The sequence below is a fragment of the Peribacillus sp. TH27 genome, assembly GCF_016650915.1.
In the GTDB taxonomy this organism is placed as follows: domain Bacteria; phylum Bacillota; class Bacilli; order Bacillales; family DSM-1321; genus Peribacillus; species Peribacillus butanolivorans.
This window is the reverse complement of record NZ_JAEKEV010000002.1, coordinates 4515597-4537538: the sequence shown is the minus strand read 5'-3', so window position 1 is coordinate 4537538 and position 21942 is coordinate 4515597. Positions and strand designations below refer to the sequence as shown.

The 21942-nt window shown below is 40.3% G+C and carries 16 protein-coding genes and 1 other annotated feature; of the genes, 7 read left to right on the top strand and 9 right to left on the bottom strand.

Features of this window, described 5'->3' with window-relative positions; genetic code table 11:
• Positions 1–33: 33 nt before the first annotated feature.
• Positions 34–1908 carry a sensor domain-containing diguanylate cyclase gene (locus JFU24_RS23175; protein ID WP_201250575.1) on the bottom strand — a complete coding sequence of 625 codons (1875 nt, stop codon included), beginning with the start codon at positions 1906–1908 and terminating at the stop codon, positions 34–36.
• Between the two features lie 484 nt (positions 1909–2392).
• Here JFU24_RS23175 and rpsD point away from each other — a divergent pair, with 484 nt between their 5' ends.
• Positions 2393–2995 (top strand): 30S ribosomal protein S4, encoded by a 603-nt coding sequence (gene rpsD, locus JFU24_RS23170; RefSeq protein WP_053347316.1) that lies wholly within the window; start codon positions 2393–2395, stop codon positions 2993–2995.
• Positions 2996–3101: 106 nt separating this feature from the next.
• On the opposite strand, the gene tyrS is transcribed toward rpsD, so the two are convergent.
• On the bottom strand, positions 3102–4358 hold the full coding sequence (tyrS, locus tag JFU24_RS23165; protein ID WP_201186208.1) for a tyrosine--tRNA ligase: 1257 nt from the start codon (positions 4356–4358) through the stop codon (positions 3102–3104).
• A gap of 70 nt (positions 4359–4428) precedes the next feature.
• Positions 4429–4645: a binding site (T-box leader), on the bottom strand.
• A 146-nt stretch (positions 4646–4791) separates the two neighbouring features.
• Between tyrS and JFU24_RS23160 the strand changes: the two genes are divergently transcribed.
• Positions 4792–7809: a transglycosylase domain-containing protein gene (locus tag JFU24_RS23160; RefSeq protein WP_201250574.1), complete on the top strand. Its 3018-nt coding sequence runs from the start codon at positions 4792–4794 to the stop codon at positions 7807–7809.
• A 195-nt stretch (positions 7810–8004) separates the two neighbouring features.
• On the opposite strand, the gene acsA is transcribed toward JFU24_RS23160, so the two are convergent.
• Positions 8005–9723 carry an acetate--CoA ligase gene (gene acsA / locus JFU24_RS23155; RefSeq protein WP_098175764.1) on the bottom strand — a complete coding sequence of 573 codons (1719 nt, stop codon included), beginning with the start codon at positions 9721–9723 and terminating at the stop codon, positions 8005–8007.
• Positions 9724–10072: 349 nt separating this feature from the next.
• Between acsA and JFU24_RS23150 the strand changes: the two genes are divergently transcribed.
• From JFU24_RS23150 to JFU24_RS23140, 3 genes are read left to right on the top strand one after another with little or no spacing between them, the layout of a single operon-like run.
• Entirely contained in the window at positions 10073–10705 is a 633-nt protein-coding gene (locus JFU24_RS23150) for a GNAT family N-acetyltransferase (protein ID WP_201186210.1), read from the top strand.
• Between the two features lie 27 nt (positions 10706–10732).
• Complete coding sequence (locus JFU24_RS23145; RefSeq protein WP_053347320.1) at positions 10733–11383, top strand: acetoin utilization AcuB family protein; 651 nt, start codon at positions 10733–10735, stop codon at positions 11381–11383.
• Entirely contained in the window at positions 11376–12557 is a 1182-nt protein-coding gene (locus JFU24_RS23140; protein ID WP_201223379.1) for an acetoin utilization protein AcuC, read from the top strand. Before JFU24_RS23145 ends, JFU24_RS23140 begins: the two co-directional genes overlap by 8 nt.
• Before the next feature lie 98 nt (positions 12558–12655).
• Here the strand turns inward: JFU24_RS23140 and ccpA are convergent, their stop codons facing one another.
• Both ccpA and JFU24_RS23130 read right to left on the bottom strand, forming a co-directional pair.
• Positions 12656–13660 carry a catabolite control protein A gene (gene ccpA / locus JFU24_RS23135; protein ID WP_056529426.1) on the bottom strand — a complete coding sequence of 335 codons (1005 nt, stop codon included), beginning with the start codon at positions 13658–13660 and terminating at the stop codon, positions 12656–12658.
• 380 nt (positions 13661–14040) lie between these two features.
• Positions 14041–15117: a bifunctional 3-deoxy-7-phosphoheptulonate synthase/chorismate mutase gene (locus JFU24_RS23130; RefSeq protein ID WP_053347323.1), complete on the bottom strand. Its 1077-nt coding sequence runs from the start codon at positions 15115–15117 to the stop codon at positions 14041–14043.
• Between the two features lie 241 nt (positions 15118–15358).
• Here JFU24_RS23130 and JFU24_RS23125 point away from each other — a divergent pair, with 241 nt between their 5' ends.
• A complete protein-coding gene (locus JFU24_RS23125; protein ID WP_201250573.1) occupies positions 15359–17500 on the top strand; it encodes a cell division protein FtsA in 2142 nt (713 codons plus the stop codon).
• 56 nt (positions 17501–17556) lie between these two features.
• Here the strand turns inward: JFU24_RS23125 and ytxJ are convergent, their stop codons facing one another.
• The 3 genes from ytxJ to JFU24_RS23110 form a co-directional block, all read right to left on the bottom strand.
• On the bottom strand, positions 17557–17883 hold the full coding sequence (gene ytxJ, locus JFU24_RS23120; RefSeq protein WP_201186214.1) for a bacillithiol system redox-active protein YtxJ: 327 nt from the start codon (positions 17881–17883) through the stop codon (positions 17557–17559).
• A 134-nt stretch (positions 17884–18017) separates the two neighbouring features.
• Entirely contained in the window at positions 18018–18599 is a 582-nt protein-coding gene (locus tag JFU24_RS23115; protein WP_201186215.1) for a YtxH domain-containing protein, read from the bottom strand.
• 47 nt (positions 18600–18646) lie between these two features.
• Complete coding sequence (locus tag JFU24_RS23110; protein ID WP_053347327.1) at positions 18647–19156, bottom strand: DUF948 domain-containing protein; 510 nt, start codon at positions 19154–19156, stop codon at positions 18647–18649.
• A gap of 226 nt (positions 19157–19382) precedes the next feature.
• Here JFU24_RS23110 and JFU24_RS23105 point away from each other — a divergent pair, with 226 nt between their 5' ends.
• A complete protein-coding gene (locus JFU24_RS23105; RefSeq protein ID WP_056529438.1) occupies positions 19383–20495 on the top strand; it encodes an aminopeptidase in 1113 nt (370 codons plus the stop codon).
• Between the two features lie 118 nt (positions 20496–20613).
• Here the strand turns inward: JFU24_RS23105 and murC are convergent, their stop codons facing one another.
• A complete protein-coding gene (gene murC, locus JFU24_RS23100; protein WP_201187987.1) occupies positions 20614–21918 on the bottom strand; it encodes a UDP-N-acetylmuramate--L-alanine ligase in 1305 nt (434 codons plus the stop codon).
• Positions 21919–21942 lie beyond the last annotated feature (24 nt).

Sequence of the window (21942 nt, the reverse complement as noted above, 5' to 3'; positions counted from 1 at the left end):
GGGAGCGGCAATCCATGCCGCTCCCTTTTATTGTTACAGAAATCCATGTACATGAACTTTGTTTTTCCCTGAATTCTTCGCAATATATAACGCCTCATCTGCCCTTTTAACTACCTCTTTCATGTTATCTAAATGTTCTTTTGACCAACAGGACACGCCGCAGGAAATCGTCACTCTAGGATTGGATTTCTCCCAGACCTTATCCTTTACTCGTTCGGCAATGCGAACACCTGACTCTAAAGGAACACGTGGAAGGTAAATAGCTAGCTCTTCTCCGCCCCACCTGGCCCCGATATCCGTATCACGAATATTATGTTGAATGAGATCAGCGACCTGGATCAGAATATCATCTCCAACCTGATGACCATATGTATCATTAACCCTCTTGAAGTTGTCAAGATCAATCATAATGAAAGTGCCCTCTTCATCCTCTTCCATGGATTCGGACATTTTATCATCGAGATAACTCCTTGAATACAGTCGGGTTAAATGATCGGTAATGACCAGTTTTTCAAGTTCTTCACGAAGCATGGAATTGGCCATCGCCAAACTTGAGTGGTGGATAAGTGACTGTAACAACTTAAACATTTCAAATGAGAAGAAATAGGCTTCCTTATGCAAAATAACAGCGAATCCCTTAACATCATTACTTTCCATCATAGGAACTGCCATTAGGGAATGATATTTCACATTTTCATTGGGACAATGAATACTTAAATCCCCGATAAACAGTGATTCCTTATCAACATCAATCTTACCTTTCAGGAAAGATATATACATACTCGCCTCCTCTGAATCAAAAAACTCAGAGCTTCCTGTCAATAAACTCACTTTGTCACCAGGATGGAGCAGAATAAATCCTGTCTGATCAGCATGAAAGGACTTTATAATTTGCTGCTTCATATATTCCATGGTTTCACTCAAGCGCAGATTGGAATTTAAATGCTGTGATGTCTCATTTATAAGCTGTAAATCTGAAACAAGTCGTTTTGATTGTTGATACAGTTGAGCATTCTCCAAGGCACTTCCAGCAGTATTAGCCAACAATGAAATAAACTCAATTTCATTTTCAGGGAACACGAGTGTATTAGGCGCAATAACCTGAAGAACGCCATAGACCCCTTGTTTACCTTTTAAAGGAGCATATAAAATAGAGTGATTTTCAGATGAGTGATCCTCAAATTGTATGCTACCGTTTACATAAGCCTTTAGTGCAGCCACATTCTCACTATCATATTCGAGGTCCTTGATTGGCAGGTTTTCATGGCTGTCATTATCATGGGAGAGCAGCAGGTAATAATCAAAGGTTGGGTAAACAGTGTGCAACGTCGAGATAATTTCCCCTAAGACCGCGTCCATGTTCATTGAAGAATGAAATTTTTCTGTGACCTTGAAGAGTTGTTTATATCGTCTTTCCTCATCTGATATCTTAGAAATTGATAACGCAGCTTTCAAGATTGTGGTGAATTCTTTAGAAAAAGCAGCCCCTTCTTCCGGAGTAAGGCTTGTAAGAGAGCCATTTTTCCGTTCTTTGAAGGCCGTTAATCCAATGATCTTACCATTATCCCAAAGTGGTATAACAGTCTGGAAATCCTTTACTTCCTGCTGCATACTTACTGTTACATCTCTATCATCTTTCTGTTCTTTCAAGATCATTTCTATATACTCTTGTACAGGAACCTGCATGTTATAATCGTGAAAACATCCGGTAGAGGTTTCTTTATAAAATTGCTGTTTCCACTCATCAAATTTAAAGAACATTACCTCTTCCATACCTAGCAGGTCTTTCGTCTCAAATAAAAAAGTCTCCAAGAATGTTTCGTAATGGAGTTCACCTTGCATATTCTGTATGTGTTTAAAGAAAAGTACTCTTAATTCATTAATCAACCGAGCTGTTTTAATCTTCATCTCTATCATCCCTATATTACAGCCTATTTTTTAAAGAACCTTTTAAGGTTTCATAATACTTCCACTTTAAAACGAAGCAAAAAACTAGATTTAATCGAAACTTATAGTAATAGTTCCCAGGAAACTATTTATTGAAATTCATACTTTTTACTTATTATAACGCTTTCATCGGAAAAACTCTCCCAAAAATAGTACTTTTTTATGTAATTGTAATTTTATCCCTTGAATTATCTTTAAACTCCCTTTTAATGAAAAGCTAACTGTCCTTGACTCATTGAGCAGAATATTATACAATACTCCTTGTGTAAAATATTGCAGCCTATGTGACAGCTTTTATGTTCTCATTTTGTTCCTCCATACAGAGGTGTATCTCGTAACTCTCTGCTGCTAGGGCGAAGGTACATGAAAACAAAATGGTCATAACCGTTTATTCACACGGTTTTTATTTTACCAAAATAAAAACATTTAAAGGAGGAGTCATCCTATGGCTCGTTATACTGGCCCAAGCTGGAAACTATCCCGTCGTTTAGGAATTTCCCTAACAGGTACTGGTAAAGAATTAGAAAAACGCCCTTATGCTCCAGGACAACATGGTCCTAACCAACGTAGAAAAATTTCTGAATATGGAATTCAACTACAAGAGAAACAAAAACTTCGTCACATGTACGGAATCACTGAACGTCAATTCCGCACAATGTTCGACCGCGCTGGCAAACTTAAAGGTGTTCATGGTGAAAACTTCATGGTTCTTCTTGAATCACGTCTTGACAACCTAGTTTACCGTCTTGGTTTAGCTCGTACACGTCGTCAAGCACGTCAACTTGTTAACCACGGTCACATCACTGTAGACGGAAGTCGCGTAGACATCCCTTCTTACAAAGTGTCTCTTGGACAAACAATCTCAGTTCGTGAAAAATCACGTAACTTCTCAATCATTAAAGAATCAGTTGAAGCAACTAACTTCGTACCTGACTTCCTTACTTTTGATGCTGAGAAATTAGAAGGTACTTTCACTCGTTTACCAGAACGTTCTGAATTGCCTGCTGAAATTAACGAAGCTCTTATCGTTGAGTTCTACTCTCGTTAATAACTTCAAAAAAAACCTCATCCTTGGATGGGGTTTTTTTTTGTGCACAGAACTCAACTTCCAGACAAAACAAGGCCCGGCTGAGATTCAGCCGGGCCTTGTTTTCTCATTTCACTAATGTATATTTCTTCTTACCGCGACGAACAAGGATGAACTCTCCTTCAATCTTAACCTCTTCAGCCACGACATATTGCAGATCAGTCACTTTCTCGCCATTGATGGAGATTGCACCATTCTGAATATCTTCACGAGCTTGTCGCTTCGATGGAGAAATCTTCGCTTCAACAATTAAATCAACTAAGCTGATATCTTCCTTACTTTCACGTTCAAAGGTCGGAACATCTTTAAAGCCCAATTTAATTTCGGCCGCACTTAAATTTTTCACCTCACCGCTGAATAGAGCTGCAGAGATTTTGATTGCTTGGTCAAGAGCTTCCTGCCCGTGAATCAAACGTGTCATTTCTTCCCCTAAAGCTTTTTGAGCTTTACGTAAATGCGGTTCAGTCTGCACGGATTGCTCTAACTCTTCAATTACTTCACGTGATAGGAATGTGAAGAATTTCAAGTATTTCACGACATCAGCATCCGCTGTATTAATCCAGAATTGGTAAAATTCATAAGGAGTCGTTTTTTCCGGATCAAGCCAGATTGCTCCGCCTTCCGTTTTACCGAATTTCGTTCCGTCCGCTTTCGTCACGAGCGGAATCGTCATGCCGAACGCTTTTGCTTCCTCGTCATGCGATTTACGAATCATTTCAAGACCAGTCGTAATATTGCCCCACTGATCACTCCCGCCAATTTGCAACTTACAGTCATGATTATCGTATAAATGACCAAAGTCGATCCCTTGTAAAATTGTATACGCGAATTCCGTAAAAGAAATCCCTGTTTCCAAACGGGAAGCAACCGTGTCTTTTGCCAGCATGTAGTTTATGCCGATGTATTTCCCGTAATCACGCAAGAACGTAACCATGTCGATTTTACCTATCCAGTCATAGTTATTGACCATAACTGCGCCATTTTCACCTTCGAAGTCAAAGATATGGGATAGCTGCCCTTTAATACAGTCGGCATTATAAAGCACTTTTTCCAACGTTTGCAGCTGGCGTTCTTCTTTTTTACCGCTTGGATCACCGATAAGTCCAGTAGCCCCTCCTACAAGTACAAGGGGACGATGACCGTGCTGTTGGAAACGGCGCATTGTTAAGAATGGCAATAGATGTCCGATGTGCATACTATCCGCGGTTGGATCTACCCCACAGTATAAAGAAATTTTTTCTTTTTCTAAAAGGTCCTTAAAACCCTCTTCATCCGTTTGTTGATAAATAATCCCTCTCCACTCGAGTTCCTTTAGCAATTCCATTTTATAATTCCTCCTTCAAATCCGAAAATATCCCGCAAAAAGCATACAAAAACGCCCCTTCATATAAATATGAAGGGACGAATAAATTCGCGGTACCACCCAACTTGAGGACATAAAGCGTCCTCCGCTCGAGACGAATAACGGTCGTCAACCGTTTCCTGCTACTAATCATTTCACAGCAAATGCTCAAGGAAGTAATTCATCTCACTATATGTACCGATTTCCACTGACCACCGGCTCTCTAAAACAGGGATAGTTTGACTACTGGGTCCTATCATCGCGCTTTTTTAATAAATTTTATTGTTAATAAGTTTTTATCATACATAACATTCATTGTCAACATCACCCTTACAGATTCTAGAAAAATATGAAAGTTCGCCTTTCCCTTCCGTGTTATATGCTATAATATATGTGATTTCAGGGGGTATGATACATGAATAATAATCAAAAAGATAGATTTCAAACAGCATGGAAACAGCTAACCCGTTTTTTTCAAAATGAAAAAACACAAAAAAATGCAAGGGTTACATACCAAGTCATTTGGAACCTAACGTTGATCCTCATTATTGTTGGGGTTCTAGGATTCTCATTCGCCGGCGGCGTTGGAGCCGGCTATTTCGCTGCCCTCGTCAATAATGAGCCGGTACGCTCAAAGGATGATTTAAAAAAGGACATTTACAATTATGAAGAGACCTCTGAGGTATACTTTGCGGATAAAGTATACTTGGGCAAGCTCAAGAGTGACCTTGATCGTGAAGAAGTGTCCATCGATAAAGTTTCCGACCATCTTAAAAATGCAGTCATCGCTACAGAAGATGAGTATTTTTATGAACATAACGGAGTTGTTCCGAAGGCTATCCTGCGTGCAGTTTATCAGGAATTTACGAATGCATCCGTTCAATCAGGTGGAAGTACTTTAACACAACAGCTCATAAAAAACCAAGTCTTAACGAACGAAGTATCATTTGAACGGAAAGCAAAAGAAATTTTACTTGCGCTCCGGGTCGAGAAGTTCTTTGAAAAAGAAGAGATTTTAGAAACCTACCTAAACGTCTCCACTTTGGGACGAAACTCTTCCGGACAGAATATTGCTGGTGTCCAGTCGGCTGCTGAAGGCATTTTCGGAGTGGAAGCTAAAGATCTATCTTTACCCCAATCTGCCTTTATTGCAGGATTACCGCAAAGTCCTTTTGGGTATACTCCATATACCCAGCAAGGGAAGCTTAAAGATAATCTAGAGCCCGGAATTAACCGGATGAAAACCGTATTAAAACGAATGTATAGCAATGAATACATAACAAAAGAACAATATGATAAAGCAATCGCATACGACATAACAAAAGACTTTATCGGTAAAAAGGCGTTGCCCTCTGAGAAATATCCATGGCTCACCTATGAAATAGAAAAACGTTCCATTGAAATTTTGTCACTTAGCTTAGCAAAAGAAGATGGATATGAAGAAAAAGATTTAGAGAACGATGATTTAAAAAAGCAATATTTAGCACTAGCTGATCGTAAACTGCGTCAAAACGGCTATAAAATTTATACGACAATCAATAAAAAGATCTATGACCAAATGCAAGAAGTAACTAAAAACTATCCAAATTTCGGATATGATAAAACCGAACAGGTCATCGATCCGGATACGAAAGAAATGAAAACTGTAAAAGAGCCCGTTGAGGCGGGAGCTATCCTTATTGAAAATAAAACAGGGAAAATCATCAGTTTTGTCGGTGGACGTGACTTTAAACGGGAACAAACAAACCATGCAACATCATCACTACGGTCAAATGGTTCAACGATGAAACCGCTATTGGTATACGGTCCAGGCATTGAGCTAGGAAAGATTTCACCTGGGAGTGTAACAGCCAACGTACCAATTACCATTCCAGGCAATACGCCGTGGCGGCCGGGAAACTATGGCGGCGGAAGCCTCACCGGCTTAACGACAGCTCGGGAAGCGTTAAAGAATTCGTATAATATTCCAGCTGCCCTATTTTACATGAAAATCATCAACCAAAATCCGGTTTCCTATTTGGAAAAAATGGGCTTTACATCTTTAACAAAAGGGGATTACTCAAATCGTGCCATGTCATTAGGTGCCTTGGACAAAGGTGTAACCGTTGAAGAAAATGTCAATGCGTTTGGCACATTTGCCAATTCAGGGGAATTCGTTGATGCTTATATGATTGACAAAATCGTATCAAAAGATGATGAGGTCATCTATGAACACAAAGCAAAACCAGTAAAAGTATTTTCACCGCAAACTGCTTATTTAACGCTTGATATGATGCGGGATGTCGTAAACAGCGGTACTGCAGCTTCGGTCAGGAACCGACTTGCTTTCTCCAGTGACTGGGCAGGTAAAACCGGGACTGGACAAAACTATTGGGATGCTTGGTTTGTCGCCACTAATCCAAATGTAACGTTCGGTACATGGATGGGTTATGACACACCGAAGTCTTTAAAAGGGACCTATAATGGTCTTGAATATAATAAACGTAATATCTATTATTGGGCAGATTTGATAAATGCCGCATACAAAGTCGATTCAAAACTCGTCGACCCTGATAAGCGGTTTGAGATGCCCGGCGGAATTGTCAGTCGTTCCTTCTGTGGCGTTTCAGGCCTTCTGCCTTCAAGTTCATGTCAAAAGGCTGGACTTGTCAAGTCTGATTTATTCATCGCCAAATATGCCCCATCTAGAGCAGATAATAGTTTCATAGATGGACAATATGTATCAGTCGGCAGCAAACGATACGCGGCTCTTCCACAAACACCGAGCGAATTCACAAGCGGTGGGTTCATGCTGAATCCTGCGTCCTTTGAAGATATCGGATTGAAATATGTGGATGATCCCGGATCCTTAATTCCCGGAGGAGAAAAATGGGGCAATGTCGTCGGGACGAAAGCGACACTTAATGATAATGGAAAAGCGCCTAATGCCCTTTCTATCACTGTAAGTAACAATAAGATTTCATGGGGGCTTCACCCTGAAGGAGATGTCGTCGGCTATCGCGTCTACAAAAATGGTAGAAAAGTGGCGAGCATCAATTCTGGGGGTAACCTTGTTTACACTGCCGGATCGAGTGGATCTTATTACGTAACAGCTGTAGACATAGTCGGCAAAGAATCAGCACCTTCGCAACACGTTGAAATCGGCGCTAAAAAGACAAGTGCAAAAGCGGAAGCTAAAGATAAAGACAACAAATCAAAAGATTCCACTAAGAATAAAGATAATATCGCAAATGAAAAAACAGATACCGAAGAGAAAAAACCAGACTCAAAAGAAGAGAACGTTACTGCAGAAAAAGACAAAGATACAAACAACACAGATAAAGAAGATACAGGAAAAGATACAAATATAGACAAAGAAACAGACCAAAATAAAGACCAAAATATAGACCAAAACAAAGACACAGATAAAGCTGAAGAAGAGGAAGAAGAATAACACGCTTCTTGAAGTAACTTAGCAGGCTGCGGGGAAACGACCCGACAGCCTGTTTTTTATAGATTTATTATTTCCTATGCTATTTAACTTGATTAGCATAGGACCCTTAAACTTTAAACACATGAAAAAGGCATCCATGCCAATGAACATGGATGCCTTTTTTCTACTATTCTTGATTCCAGATAACTCGGCTTTTTAATCTTCCATTGATGATAAATCACCAGTTGGAAGATCAAGTTCCCAAGCTTTCAAGACCCGGCGCATGATTTTACCGCTTCGTGTTTTCGGAAGTTTATCTCGGAATTCAATTTCACGTGGTGCGGCATGTGCTGCGAGACCTAGCTTAACAAATTGACGAATTTCTTCAATTAATTCATCGTTGGCTTCGTATCCGTCACGAAGGGCAATAAACGCTTTAATAATTTCGCCCCGGACTGGATCTGGCTTCCCGATAACCCCTGCTTCAGCAACGGCTGGATGCTCAACCAACTTGCTTTCCACTTCGAAAGGACCTACTCTTTCCCCGGCTGTCATGATGACATCATCTACGCGGCCTTGGAACCAGAAATATCCTTCTTCATCCATATAAGCGGAATCCCCAGAAACATACCAATCGCCTGGCATAAAGTAAGATTCATATTTTGACTCATTATTCCAGACAGTCTTCATCATTGAAGGCCAGCCTTTTTTAATAGCAAGGTTCCCCATTCTGTGCGGAGGAAGCTCTTTACCTTGATTATCCACTATTGCCGCTTCCACACCCGGGATCGGTTTCCCCATCGAACCCGGTTTGATTTCCAGGCAAGGATAATTACAGATGAGTTGAGCACCTGTTTCCGTCATCCACCATGTGTCATGGATGCGGTGATTGAATACTTTCATCCCCCAGCGGACCACTTCCGGATTCAACGGTTCACCGACACTTAAGACATGGCGGAGAGAACTTAAATCGAATTGTTTAACGATTTCGTCTCCTGCACCCATCAGCATCCTGAACGCAGTCGGTGCACTATACCAGACCGTAACACCAAAGTCTTGCAGAGTTTTGTACCAAGATTCAGGCTTAAATCGACCACCTACGATGACATTCGATGTACCTGTCAGCCATGGACCAAAGATACCGTAAGACGTCCCTGTCACCCATCCAGGATCCGCTGTGCACCAATACACATCTTCTTCCTGTAAATCAAGGACCCATTTTGCCGTTTGATAATGCTGAACCATCGCATTATGTACGTGGAGCACACCTTTTGGCTTCCCTGTCGAACCGGATGTATAGTGAAGAATCAGTCCATCAGCGCGGTCCACCCATTCAATCTCAAATTTTTTGTCCGCTTCTTTTAGTTTTTTATTAAAGTGATAATATTTTCCTTCTTCTTTGATATTTTCCCCCACTAAAAAAATATGCTTCAAATGGGGCAATTCATCCACCGGGACACGAGGCAAAAGCTCAGGAGTCGTTACTATCACACTTGCCTCGCTATCTTCCAGACGATCTCTTACGGCGCCCTCCATGAAAGCTTCGAACAACGGACCGACTACTGCTCCAGTTTTAATGGCACCTAGTAATGCAAAATAAAGTTCCGGGGAGCGAGGCATGAAAATGAAAACACGATCACCCTTTTCCACCTTGGCAATGTTCTTGAACACATTGGCCGCTTGGTTTGAATAATCTTTCATTTCCTTAAATGTGTACTTTTCATTTCTTTTTTCATCTTTGTAATAAAGGGCGACCTTGTTTTTTCTGTATGTTTCAACATGGCGGTCAATGGCTTCATATGCGAGATTCACTTTACCTGTTTCAGACCAGGAGAATTCCTTTTCCGCTTCAGACCAGTCAAACGTCTTGTATTTTTCATCGTAATTCTTTAAATTAAAATTACCCTCAACTACTGGCAGCGCTTTCACATTCATACGACATACTCCCCCTTTTTTCAGCTTTATATTTTGTATTATAGTATAAAAATCTAATTTTCTCAATTTTTAAAATACTTATTTTTTCCATATTAGGGTAAATTCATTCGCTATAAATTTTGAAAACTTAAGGCGAATATTGCTAAAAGGTGATTACGAATTGATATTGGAACATAAAGCCATGTTGTAACAAAAGATTCAAATATGTCTCGAACTTTCAGAATTATCTCACTTGTTTTTTATGTATAATTTATGTAAACTTTCCATTTGGTTAGTTTTCAAGCATAATGAATCTTATACTTTGGGATATAAGTATAAAAGATAACTATTTTACAAGGTTGGTGAAAGAATGGAATATAGTAAGACCTATTACGCTAAGGAATTGCAGACATTAAGCGGCACACTTATCATTGAAGGCCCGCTTAATGGACAAAAAATGGCATCCTATGAGTTTCACGAAGACTTAGTCGCCTTTCGCCCACCTGCTCTGCAGCATAAAGCGTTAATCGAGATCGCAGACTTGCCTGAGGGCAGAATCTTTATAGCGCGTGAAAATCAGACCATCGTTGGTTATGTAACTTATTTATATCCCGACCCCTTGGAACGCTGGTCAGAAATCAAGATGGATGACCTGATTGAGCTTGGTGCAATCGAGGTCATCCCTAAATATCGGGGTGCCTCCGTCGGGAAGAACTTAATCCGTCTCTCCATGGAAGACGATTCGGTAGAAGACTTTATCATCATCACAACTGAATACTATTGGCATTGGGATTTGAAAGGGACAGGATTGAATATTTGGGACTATCGCAAAATCATGGAAAAAATGATGAGTGCCGGCGACTTGGTCTACTTTGCAACAGATGACCCGGAAATCAGTTCCCATCCAGCCAACTGCCTGATGGCGCGTATTGGAAAAAGAGTGCCGCCTGAATCTATCCAGAAGTTTGACCAACTACGTTTTATGAATCGATTTATGTATTAAAAAGGTGAGTAAAGAGGAGGAACAAATATGATTGTTGAAAAAATAATGAATGAAGATATTATTTCTCTCACTCCAACAGATACAATCCATAGCGCTGTCTTAATCATTAAGGAGAAACGAATTCGCCATATTCCCATTGTCGATGACAACTTTCAACTTGTGGGATTAGTCAGTGACCGTGATATACGGGATGCTGCTCCTTCGATTTTCCGCACCTCAGAATACAAAAATGATTTACAAAAACCACTAACCAGCATCATGAAAACAGATATAATCACAGGGCATCCGCTAGATTTTGTTGAAGAAATCGGGGCTGTATTTTGTGAAAACAATATCAGCTGCCTGCCAATCGTGAAAGAAAAAAAGTTAGTAGGCATTATAACCGGTTCTGATTTGCTTCATTCTTACGTTGAATTAACGGGGGTTAATCAGCCCGGTTCCCAAATTGAAATCAAAATTCCGAATAAAGCAGGTGCGCTTTACGATATTGCCCTCATTTTCAAAAAGCGCAATTTGAATATCCTGAGTACTCTTGTTTATCCGGAAAAAACTGAAATTGATTATAAGATTCTTGTAATCCGTGTACAGACAATGAATCCATTTATGGTGGTGGAGGATTTAAAGAAAGAAGGCTATACCGTTTTATGGCCTAGTCTACCGGGGATTTCTCATGACTGATAAATCACTGTTTGTCTATTCCGATGAACTCCTTACCTATAAATTCAGCGACGAGCATCCTTTTAATCAAAAGCGGCTTAAGCTCACGCTAGATTTGTTAAAAAAACACCATGCCATTAGTGATGATCAAATTATAAAACCTAGACTTGCTACCGATGAAGAATTAGAACTGATTCACGACCACCATTATGTAAACGCTGTCAGATTGGCGGGCGAGGGAAAACTTCCTCTTGAAAAAGCCGTAAATTATGGATTAGGAACAGAAGATACTCCAATTTTTCCTAATATGCATGAAGCAAGTGCCTTACTAGTAGGTGGAACCTTAACGGCCGTGGATGCGGTTATGACCGGTCAGTCTCTGCATGCCCTGAATCTTGGTGGGGGGCTGCATCATGGTTTTCGCGGCAAAGCTTCGGGCTTTTGTATTTATAATGATAGTTCGGTCGCGATTAAATACTTACAAAAAAAATATGGCGCACGTGTCTTATATGTCGATACGGATGCCCATCATGGTGACGGCGTACAATGGTCGTTTTATGATGACCCAGAAGTCTGCACCCTATCCATTCATGAAACAGGACGTTATTTGTTTCCCGGCACTGGCAATATTAACGAACGAGGGCAAGGAAAGGGCTACGGCTATTCATTCAATATTCCCGTCGATGCGTTCACGGAAGATGACTCCTGGCTCGAATGCTACACAGCTTCCTTTAAAGAAGTGGTTGAATTCTTCAAACCGGATGTCATCTTAACACAAAATGGTGCCGATTCTCATTATTATGATCCACTCACCCACCTATCTGCCACAATGAAGATTTACAGGGAAATACCAAAATTGGCTCACGAATTGGCCCATCAGTATTGTGAAGGCCGCTGGATTGCAGTTGGCGGCGGAGGGTATGATATCTGGCGTGTCGTTCCGCGTGCCTGGTCGAGGGTCTGGCTTGAGATGACGAATAATGATATATCAGGCCCCCTCTCGAAAGAATGGCTTAATACATGGCAGCCTGAGTCCCCTGTGACGCTCCCAAATGAGTGGGATGATATGGAGGACATATACGAACCGATTCCAAGGAAACCAGAAATTACCGAGAAGAATGCCCAAACGCTCGAAAAGGCTCTTTATCCCATCCGAACTTCCAAACAAACATCAACAAGTAATGATAAAAGCTGACTAAAAAGGTCGTTGAAAAACGATCTTTTTTTCGTCAAGACCCTTCATATAGTTTTCAAAACTAAAAGAGAGTGCCCTAAGGACACTCTCTAACCAGCTTATTTCGTTGATTGCCGCTCTTCAATTCGATGTGGTAAGATCACTTTTTCATGACCCTCCTCCACTTGTTCTTTATTCATCAATTTTGTCAGAAGCCTCATTGCAACCGCTCCGATATCGTATAAAGGCTGAACAATCGTCGTAATTTGCGGGCGAACCATTAAGGTCAATCGGGTGTTATCAAAACTGATCACTTCAAAGTCTTCCGGTACATTATAGCCTTTGTCCTGAGCAGCATGGACAATTCCTAGAGCCATTTCATCAGCGCCGACAATGAACGCCGTCGGTTTCTTTTCAGCTTCCAGAAACTTATCAAAAGACTCAATCCCTGAATCATATGTATAATCGCCATCAACAATATAACTCTCATCGAATGAAAGCCCCGCTTCTTTCAACCCTCGTTTATAACCAGCTAATTTCTTTTCATTAATTAGCGCGGACAAGTTTCCAGTTACAAAAGCAATATGCTCGTGACCCTTTTGGGCGAAGAAGGTAACTGCGTCAAATGCAGCTGCTTCATAGTCAATATTAACGGATGGGACTTGTCCGCTTTCTTCTACCGAACCAGCCAATACGATTGGAACAGGTGAATTTTTAAACTCTCTCACATGTTCATCCGAAATATTTCCACCCATGAATACGATACCATCTACTTGTTTTCCAAGCATCGTATTCAACAAATGAAATTCCTTATCTATATTCTCATCAGAACTGCTTAGAATGATATTGTATTTATACATAGTCGCAATATCTTCTATGCCTCGTGCTAACTCGGCAAAAAAGATACTAGAGATATCTGGGATAATAACCCCTACTGTTGTTGTTTTCTTGCTGGCAAGACCCCTCGCCACTGCATTAGGACGGTATCCTAACCTATCAATCACGTCTGAAACTTTCTTTCTTGTTGCAGGCTTTACATTTGGATTCCCGTTTACTACGCGGGACACAGTGGCCATAGAAACATTCGCTTCGCGTGCCACATCATAAATGGTTATATTATTCATTCATCCATTCCTCCATTTCTTTCATTTTTCCCATAAAAGACTCGAAATATTTGAGAAAAATTCTTTTATACGTTTTTCTTCTATAAGGAAGATTATTTTAGGAACAATCTGACTAACAAAAATGCAGTCCTACTCTTTCTTCTCAGCCATGATTCATAATCTCTACAAGTATAAAATTCACATAGATATCACTTTATGTATGACCCAACCTTCCGAACAGTTCTCATTCTTGTTATTTATCATACGATAGTAGAATCTTTCCTGCAATCCAATAGTGCCTTTTTATAGACTTTTTCTGCAAAAACAAGTATTTTACCATTAAAAATAGCCCTTGCCAAGATGGTAAGGGCCGTAAGTGCATATTTTAAAAACCTTCTAGCTTATACTGTTACCCAGTTCAAACGTTTAATTTCTTCGTAGAATTCATCAAATTGTTTGAAGTCCATTTGCTGTGCAGAGTCTGATAAAGCAACAGACGGATCAGGATGAACTTCTGCCATGACACCATCCGCACCGATAGCAAGAGCTGCTTTAGCTGTTGGAAGCAATAGGTCGCGTCGTCCAGTAGAATGCGTTACGTCAACCATAACCGGTAAGTGAGTTTCTTGTTTTAAAATCGGAACAGCAGAGATATCAAGTGTATTTCTTGTTGCTTTTTCGTAAGTACGGATACCGCGCTCACAAAGGATGATGTTACCATTACCTTGTGACATGATGTATTCCGCTGCATGAATGAACTCCTCGATTGTTGCAGCAAGTCCACGTTTCAAGAGAACAGGTTTATTTACGGCACCTGCAGCTTTTAACAAGTCAAAGTTTTGCATGTTACGTGCTCCGATTTGGATGACATCAATATGTTCAACCGCAGCTTCGATGTCGTTTGCACTCACGATTTCACTGATTACAGCTAAGCCGTATTCATCAGCTACACGCTTAAGAATTTGTAAGCCTTCCAAACCAAGTCCTTGGAAATCGTATGGAGAGGTACGTGGTTTATATGCACCACCGCGCATTAATTTCAAGCCTTTTGCTTTGATGACTTCAGCTACTGCAGCTGTTTGTTCATAAGATTCAACGGCACATGGTCCGAAAACAAAGCTTGGAATTCCGTTCCCAATCAATTCGCCTTTAATGTCGATGATTGTATCTTCCGATTTTTGTTTTCTAGAAACAAGAAGCGTTTTCTTCTGGTCATCTTTTTGAAGTTCCAAGCCTAATTTGAAGATTTCTTTGAAAATATGTTTAATCGAACCAAGATCAAGAGGTCCTTGATGATTAGCTTCGATAAGGTCCAACATTGTTCTTTCACGGACCGGATCGTAACGGTTTACACCTTGTTTTTCTTTTACGCGGCCAATTTCCTGTACAAGTTCAGCACGTTGATTAATAAGATGTAATAACTGAAGGTTCACATCATCCAGTTGATTACGAAGTCCATCAAGCTCTTTGTTGCTCATTACAAATCCATCCCTTCGTTTTTTAAAATTAAAACCGGTTCAGCGATTAAAAGCCCAAATTATCTATTTGAATTTTCACTCATTTGCCCCGATTATTTTATCCAATGAAAAATTTTATAATATTTCATGTATAATTAAATCAATTATAAATGAAGTATCTTTAAATGTCACTACATTTTTCTTTAATAATTAAACGCTTTTAAGCATTAAAGTCATAATTACATAAAAGTAGGTGTTTACCATGTACGAAAAACTGTTTGCTTTAGATATTGGAACACGATCCGTTGTAGGAATTATATTGGAAAAAAAGCAGGAAAGCTATAATATAATAGATATTTTATCTGAAGAGCATTCTGAGAGAGCCATGCTCGATGGACAAATTCATGATGTCCTTGCCGTATCCAAAGTCATTACTCATATCAAAAGTCAACTTGAAGAAAAACACGGTTCCTTAAAGAAGGTTTCCGTGGCTGCTGCCGGAAGGGCCTTAAAAACGGAACGGGCGGAAATGGCGATCAATATTGGAGGCAAGCCGATGCTGACACGTGAAGATATCCTTCACCTTGAATTCAGTGCCGTCCAGGAAGCACAGGCTGTTGTTGCCAAACAAACCACTTCCCATTCCATGTATTATTGCGTTGGTTATTCTGTTTTATACTACCGGCTTGATGGACAGGAAATAGGTAGTCTAATTGACCAGAGCGGTGATGAAGCATCTGTTGAGATCATTGCTACCTTTCTTCCGAAGGTTGTCGTAGAATCACTGCTGTCAGCCTTAAAGAGAGCGGATTTGGAAATGCAGGCTCTCACCCTTGAGCCTATAGCAGCTATCAATGTACTCATTCCGTCATCCATGCGGCGCTTAAACGTCGCTTTAGTAGATATTGGAGCCGGGACATCAGATATTGCCCTGACAGATTCAGGGACCGTCATTGCCTATGGGATGGTGCCAATTGCCGGTGATGAAATAACCGAGGCAATCAGTGACTACCTGCTTCTTGATTTCCCATTAGCCGAAAATGCAAAAAGAGAGTTAATCAATCATGATCATATAACAGTTACAGATATCCTCGGTTTTGCCAACGATGTTTCCAGGGAAGATATCATCCATAATATTCATCCCTCACTCGATCGTTTGGCCGAGTCAATCAGTACGGAAATTCTATCTCTGAATAACGCAAAACCGCCAAAAGCAGTTATGCTTGTTGGTGGCGGAAGTCAGACACCAGAGCTTCCCCGCCTTTTGGCTGAAAAATTAAATTTGCCTGAGAACCGAGTTGCTATTCGTGGTATAGAAGCCATCCAAAACCTCGGGATTTCAGATACGATTCAAAAAGGTCCCGAATTGGTTACCCCAATTGGCATAGCCATTGCAGCCGATAAAAACCCGATACAGTATATGAGCGTAACCGTTGACGACCGTCCCATCCGTCTATTCGATATGAAACGGACAAGCCTGGGGGATTGCCTGCTCACGGCCGGTATCCGGATGAGTAAACTGTATGGAAAGCCTGGGATTGCTAAAATTGTACATATCAATGGGCAGCAGATTACGCTTCCAGGAGGACACGGGAAGAAATCTCTTATTACTTTAAATGGGAAAGAAGCCTCCTTAGATGATGAAGTTAAAAATGAAGATGTCATTATAACCAAAAAAGGTGAAGACGGTGAGCCCGCTATTTTACGGATAAGCGATGTGCTTGATGACCACTCCAGTAAAAAAGTTACCCTTAATGGAACAGAACATAGGATTTGGGCCTCTATCACCAGAAATGGAAAAGCGGCGTCTGGCAATGAACTTGTTGAGGACCATGATCAAATAACCTGCGAAATGCCTGGAACAATCCAGGAATTAATTAAGGAGGTTCAACAGCCTGAGCTCCTTACTCGTCTTGAACCTTTTTCCTTTCAGTTAAATGGTAGAGCCATTCGGCTCCCGGCCTTAACAGGAAGAATCACTAAAAATGGTTTAGAATCGAAACTTGCCTACTCTTTTGATGATGGAGATGAAATAGAAATCACAAGACGGACCCAGCCAACATTACTGGATGTTGCTGACGCCCTTAATATTCAGCACACCTTCTCCATCCCTGTTTTTTATGAGGGTAATCAAGTTATCCTCTCTAAGAAACTAGCTGAGTTTCGGCGGAACAACGAACTTCTTGAAGAGAATGATTTCATTCATACAGGAGATTCAATCAGCTTAGTCCGACAAAAACTAGAACCATTTATTTTTCAGGATGTATTCCGCCATGTCGAAATTGACTTGCCCGCTCAAGGAGATAAACGCTTTACCCTTATCAAAAACGATCAAGAAACGACCTTTCATGAAGTAATTTCTCCCGGGGATCATTTAAAAATCCTTTGGCCAACTACTGTATGAATGAAGGCGGAATAAAAAAGCCGGATCCCTCAAGCAAAGGGATCCGGCTTTTCAACTTATTCAGAGATAGCTTTAGTTAGTGAATCGTATGTAATTCTCCAATGAGATTCATTCCAGGCTGGTTTTCCATTTTTAAAAAGAATAACCTGTGGCGATTGATGTTTAATATCAAATGTTTCTGCCACATAATTGGATAGAGGACGCGCTTCTTGAACGGCTAAATAGGCCGTTTTTAGTTCCTCGTTCGCTGCCATATACTTTTCATATTGTTCATATGCTTCAGCGCTGACTGGGCATGTTAAACTATGCTTGAAAAGAAGGAACGTCTCCTTATTTAAAAGCTCATTGAATTGTTCTTCTGAATCAATTTTATTTATTGTCATTTTTTGAAGTCTCCTTTCATTATTAGCATAGTTTATCATCAAAAAGACGATGAAGCTATCGTACCGCTTCATCGCCTGATTCTTGACAAACTTCTATGCGCCTTCACCAGTAATATATGAATGAAGATTTGAGTTTAATTTTTTAATTTATTTTCTGTTTCATCAAATGCTTTTTTCGCTTCATCAAGCTTTAATTTTGCCGTATTCTTGTTTCCGCTTGTAGGATCGGCTGGAGCATTTTCTGAATCCGTGTTGTTATCGTTCGTATAATTGGTTTCGACCGATACGATTGGAGCATCTGAAGTTCCAGTTACATCAATATCCTTATTGCTCGAATTTGTAGTATCATCGGCAGCATCACCGTTTTCTTCTTTACCCACTTTTAAACTTTTCACTTTATTAACAATACCAGATGATTTATTAGAAACAATTTCAGTGACAGAGCTTGTTTTTTCTTTGGCAGTATCGGCCAGAGCTGTACCTTTTTCCATTGCCGTTTGTCTTAGTTTTTCTGTTTTCTCTGAAAGATTTCTAGCTTGTTCATTTAAATCACTTCTTAATTCCTTACCTGTTTTCGGAGCCATAAACAGCGCTGTTGCTGCTCCAATCATGCCACCGATTAAGGCGCCAATCATAAAGTCCTTTGAATTGATAGAGTCGCATTCGTCCTCATATGATTTCTGATAGTCCTTTGTCGGAAATTCTTTTTGAGTCATAGTACATTCCCCTCTCAATTTTCAGTTTATTTTTATTTAACTAGATTTTAAGATCTAGAGCGTAAAAACCTTTTTTTAGGTAAGTTATCTGTTTCTAGTGCTTCCCGTTCTAACTCCGCTCTTTCATTTGGAGTCGGGGCAGCCTGCTTATTTCTGGATTTCCATTTGTCCCGAATTTCCAAGGCTACATTACTCCATTGTACAATTTGGGAGATTCGCTCTTGATTATTATCAATCTCCGTCTGCACCTTATGGGAAACCTTTTGGACGGAAGTGTTAAAGCTTGAGATGGATGTGCCGACATCCTTCACAGCATCTACTACTGTGTTCAGATTTTCTGATTTTTGTTGCAAGTCTTCAGCCAACGTATTTGTTTTATGTAATAGCTGGGTAGTTTCGAGCGTTATGCCCTGCATTTGGCTTTCAAGTCCTGTCAGCGTCCGGGCCACGCTGTCCAAGGTAGCTTGAAGTGATGTGAGTACCTTGGTTAAAAAAATAACAAGGACTAAGAAAGCAATCGCTGCAATTGCAGCACTTACGTATAAAATAATCTCCATTGGAACACCTCCGAAAAAAATCGACTATTAAGTAACTGTTAGTTATTAGTTACCCCTTCCCTGTTATTATAAACGTTTTTATTTTTTCAATATACCCTACCAAACCCTAATCTGGAAATATTATTGTCTAAAACCATTTCCTCCATAGGAGTCTATAGATGAACTTATGGCAATAAATCGGGTATGATAGAAAGATAAGTCGAATTTAAACATTGGAGGTATTTTTATGAAAGATCCTAGAATTGAAACATTAGCAAATAACTTAATCAATTATTCCGTGAAGCTTCAAAAAGGTGAAAAAGTCTTAATAGAAAACTTTGGATTGCAGCGTGAACTTGTTAACGCCCTTGTGAATGAAGCCTATGCAGCAGGTGGTTACCCGTTCGTCCTTTTAAAAGACCACCAGGTGGATCGTGCCTTGTTAATGGGTGCTCAAGAAGAACAATACAAGATGATGGGTGAGTTTGAAGCAAACGTAATGAGCCAGATGGATGCTTATATCGGGCTTCGTGCCGGGGATAATATCAATGAGCAGTCCGATGTCCCTGCAGAGAAAATGGCAATTCAGGGACAAACAGTCGGGAAAGTACATAGAAATATCCGCGTACCAAAAACAAAATGGGTCGTACTTCGCTACCCGACAAATTCCATGGCTCAATTAGCCAAAATGAGTACAGAAGCATTCGAAGATTTCTATTTCGAAGTCTGCAACCTCGACTACGGCAAAATGAGCGAAGCAATGGACAACCTTGTTGAATTGATGGATAAAACAGATAAAGTCCGCTTAACAGGTCCCGGAACGGACTTATCCTTCTCCATCAAAGACATTAAAGCCATCAAATGTGCAGGTGAGCTAAACATTCCTGACGGTGAAGTATATACGGCTCCTGTGAAGGATTCAATCAATGGTGTGATTTCATATAATACTCCGTCCCCTTATCAGGGTTTTACTTTTGAAAACGTGAAGTTAACATTCAAGGATGGGAAAATTGTTGAAGCAATTGCGAATGATACTGAACGCATCAACAAAATTTTTGATACAGATGAAGGCGCACGATATGTCGGTGAATTTGCGATTGGTGTAAATCCTTATATTCTACACCCGATGCAAGATATCCTCTTTGATGAAAAAATTGATGGAAGTTTTCATTTTACCCCTGGACAATGCTATGATGATGCCTTTAACGGAAACCATTCAAACATTCACTGGGACCTAGTCAATATCCAGCGCCCTGAGTATGGCGGAGGAGAAATTTATTTTGATGATGTCTTGATTCGTAAGGACGGACGCTTTGTCTTACCTGAACTGGAAAAATTAAATCCAGAAAATTTAAAATAACATTTATAAGTTGTACCGGATTTTAAAAAACCAGCCGCAGTCTATTTTGCGGCTGGTTTTTTTCTATGGATCTAAACTAAAAAAAATGGCCGACCCGCTAACGGATTGGCCATTTTTTTTATTTAACCTGTAGTAACTGCTCATAGGCCGCCTGGAACTTTTGAATGTCCCCTGCACCCATAAATAGTACGACACTGTTTTCATGATTTTGCAATATAGATGTTGTGTTCTCCGTTATCAGCTCGGCACCCGGTATTTTCTCTTGAAGATCTTCAATCGACAACTTTCCTTGGTGTTCACGAGCAGATCCAAAAATTTCGCATAAGTATACTTTGTCGGCTAAATTCAAGCTGTCGGCAAACTCATCCAGGAATGCTTGCGTTCTTGAGAAAGTATGTGGCTGGAATACCGCAACAACTTCACGCTCTGGATATTTTTGACGCGCTGAGTCAACAGTTGCTGAGATTTCAGTCGGATGATGCGCATAATCATCAATGATGATCTGACTTCCGATTTCCTTCTCAGAGAACCGGCGTTTGACTCCGCCAAAAGTCCGCAATTGGGCTTTCACAGCTTCCGTATCCAAGTTTTCATATTTACAAAGAGCAATGACACCTAGTGCATTCAACACATTATGCTTTCCGTAAGTCGGAATAGTAAAAGTATCATAATAATTGTTTCTTACATGCACATCGAATGTAGTGCCTTCTGAAGTGACGAAAACATTTTTCGCTTGAAAATCATTTCCTTCCGCGAATCCGTAAAAAATAACTGGTACTTTCGCCTGAATATGTGGTAAATGCTCATCATCTCCGCACGCAATAATGCCTTTGTTGACTTGAAGAGCCATCGTTTGGAATGCCTCAAACACGTCTTCAACATTGGCATAATAATCAGGATGATCGAAATCAATATTTGTCATGATTGCATAATCCGGATAATAAGAAAGGAAATGTCGGCGATATTCACATGCTTCAAATACGAAGTAATTAGAATCCACAATCCCTTTACCCGTTCCATCCCCAATCAAAAAGGATGTTGGTTTTACGCCACCCATAACATGGGCCAGTAAGCCGGTTGTCGATGTTTTACCATGCGCTCCCGTAACTGCCACACTAATATAGTTTTTCATGAAATCACCAAGGAAACGGTGATAACGGATGATTGGCAAACCCAGTTCCATTGCCTTTACGATTTCCGGATGGGTGTCCGGGAACGCATTCCCTGCAATAATGGTCATTCCTGGTTGTATATTTTCCTCATTGAAAGGAAGGATTTTTATCCCGGCTTTTTCTAACGCTAATTGTGTAAAAAATTCTTTTTCATAGTCGGAACCCTGCACTTCAATATTCATATCATGCAGTATTTGAGCAAGAGCGCTCATACCCGATCCTTTAATTCCCACAAAATGGTAAGCAGTCATAAAGCGAACCTCCACCAATCGTCT

What these genes read in the sequence shown, in the direction of transcription:
- JFU24_RS23110 (WP_053347327.1), bottom strand. Translation starts at nt 19,156, where the DNA reads ATGGAGATTATTTTATACGTAAGTGCTGCAATTGCAGCGATTGCTTTC.
- JFU24_RS23130 (WP_053347323.1), bottom strand. Translation starts at nt 15,117, where the DNA reads ATGAGCAACAAAGAGCTTGATGGACTTCGTAATCAACTGGATGATGTG.
- JFU24_RS23160 (WP_201250574.1), top strand. Translation starts at nt 4,792, where the DNA reads ATGAATAATAATCAAAAAGATAGATTTCAAACAGCATGGAAACAGCTA.
- ccpA (WP_056529426.1), bottom strand. Translation starts at nt 13,660, where the DNA reads ATGAATAATATAACCATTTATGATGTGGCACGCGAAGCGAATGTTTCT.
- rpsD (WP_053347316.1), top strand. Translation starts at nt 2,393, where the DNA reads ATGGCTCGTTATACTGGCCCAAGCTGGAAACTATCCCGTCGTTTAGGA.
- JFU24_RS23145 (WP_053347320.1), top strand. Translation starts at nt 10,733, where the DNA reads ATGATTGTTGAAAAAATAATGAATGAAGATATTATTTCTCTCACTCCA.
- JFU24_RS23105 (WP_056529438.1), top strand. Translation starts at nt 19,383, where the DNA reads ATGAAAGATCCTAGAATTGAAACATTAGCAAATAACTTAATCAATTAT.
- JFU24_RS23115 (WP_201186215.1), bottom strand. Translation starts at nt 18,599, where the DNA reads ATGACTCAAAAAGAATTTCCGACAAAGGACTATCAGAAATCATATGAG.
- JFU24_RS23125 (WP_201250573.1), top strand. Translation starts at nt 15,359, where the DNA reads ATGTACGAAAAACTGTTTGCTTTAGATATTGGAACACGATCCGTTGTA.
- tyrS (WP_201186208.1), bottom strand. Translation starts at nt 4,358, where the DNA reads ATGGAATTGCTAAAGGAACTCGAGTGGAGAGGGATTATTTATCAACAA.
- ytxJ (WP_201186214.1), bottom strand. Translation starts at nt 17,883, where the DNA reads ATGACAATAAATAAAATTGATTCAGAAGAACAATTCAATGAGCTTTTA.
- JFU24_RS23150 (WP_201186210.1), top strand. Translation starts at nt 10,073, where the DNA reads ATGGAATATAGTAAGACCTATTACGCTAAGGAATTGCAGACATTAAGC.
- JFU24_RS23175 (WP_201250575.1), bottom strand. Translation starts at nt 1,908, where the DNA reads ATGAAGATTAAAACAGCTCGGTTGATTAATGAATTAAGAGTACTTTTC.
- murC (WP_201187987.1), bottom strand. Translation starts at nt 21,918, where the DNA reads ATGACTGCTTACCATTTTGTGGGAATTAAAGGATCGGGTATGAGCGCT.
- JFU24_RS23140 (WP_201223379.1), top strand. Translation starts at nt 11,376, where the DNA reads ATGACTGATAAATCACTGTTTGTCTATTCCGATGAACTCCTTACCTAT.
- acsA (WP_098175764.1), bottom strand. Translation starts at nt 9,723, where the DNA reads ATGAATGTGAAAGCGCTGCCAGTAGTTGAGGGTAATTTTAATTTAAAG.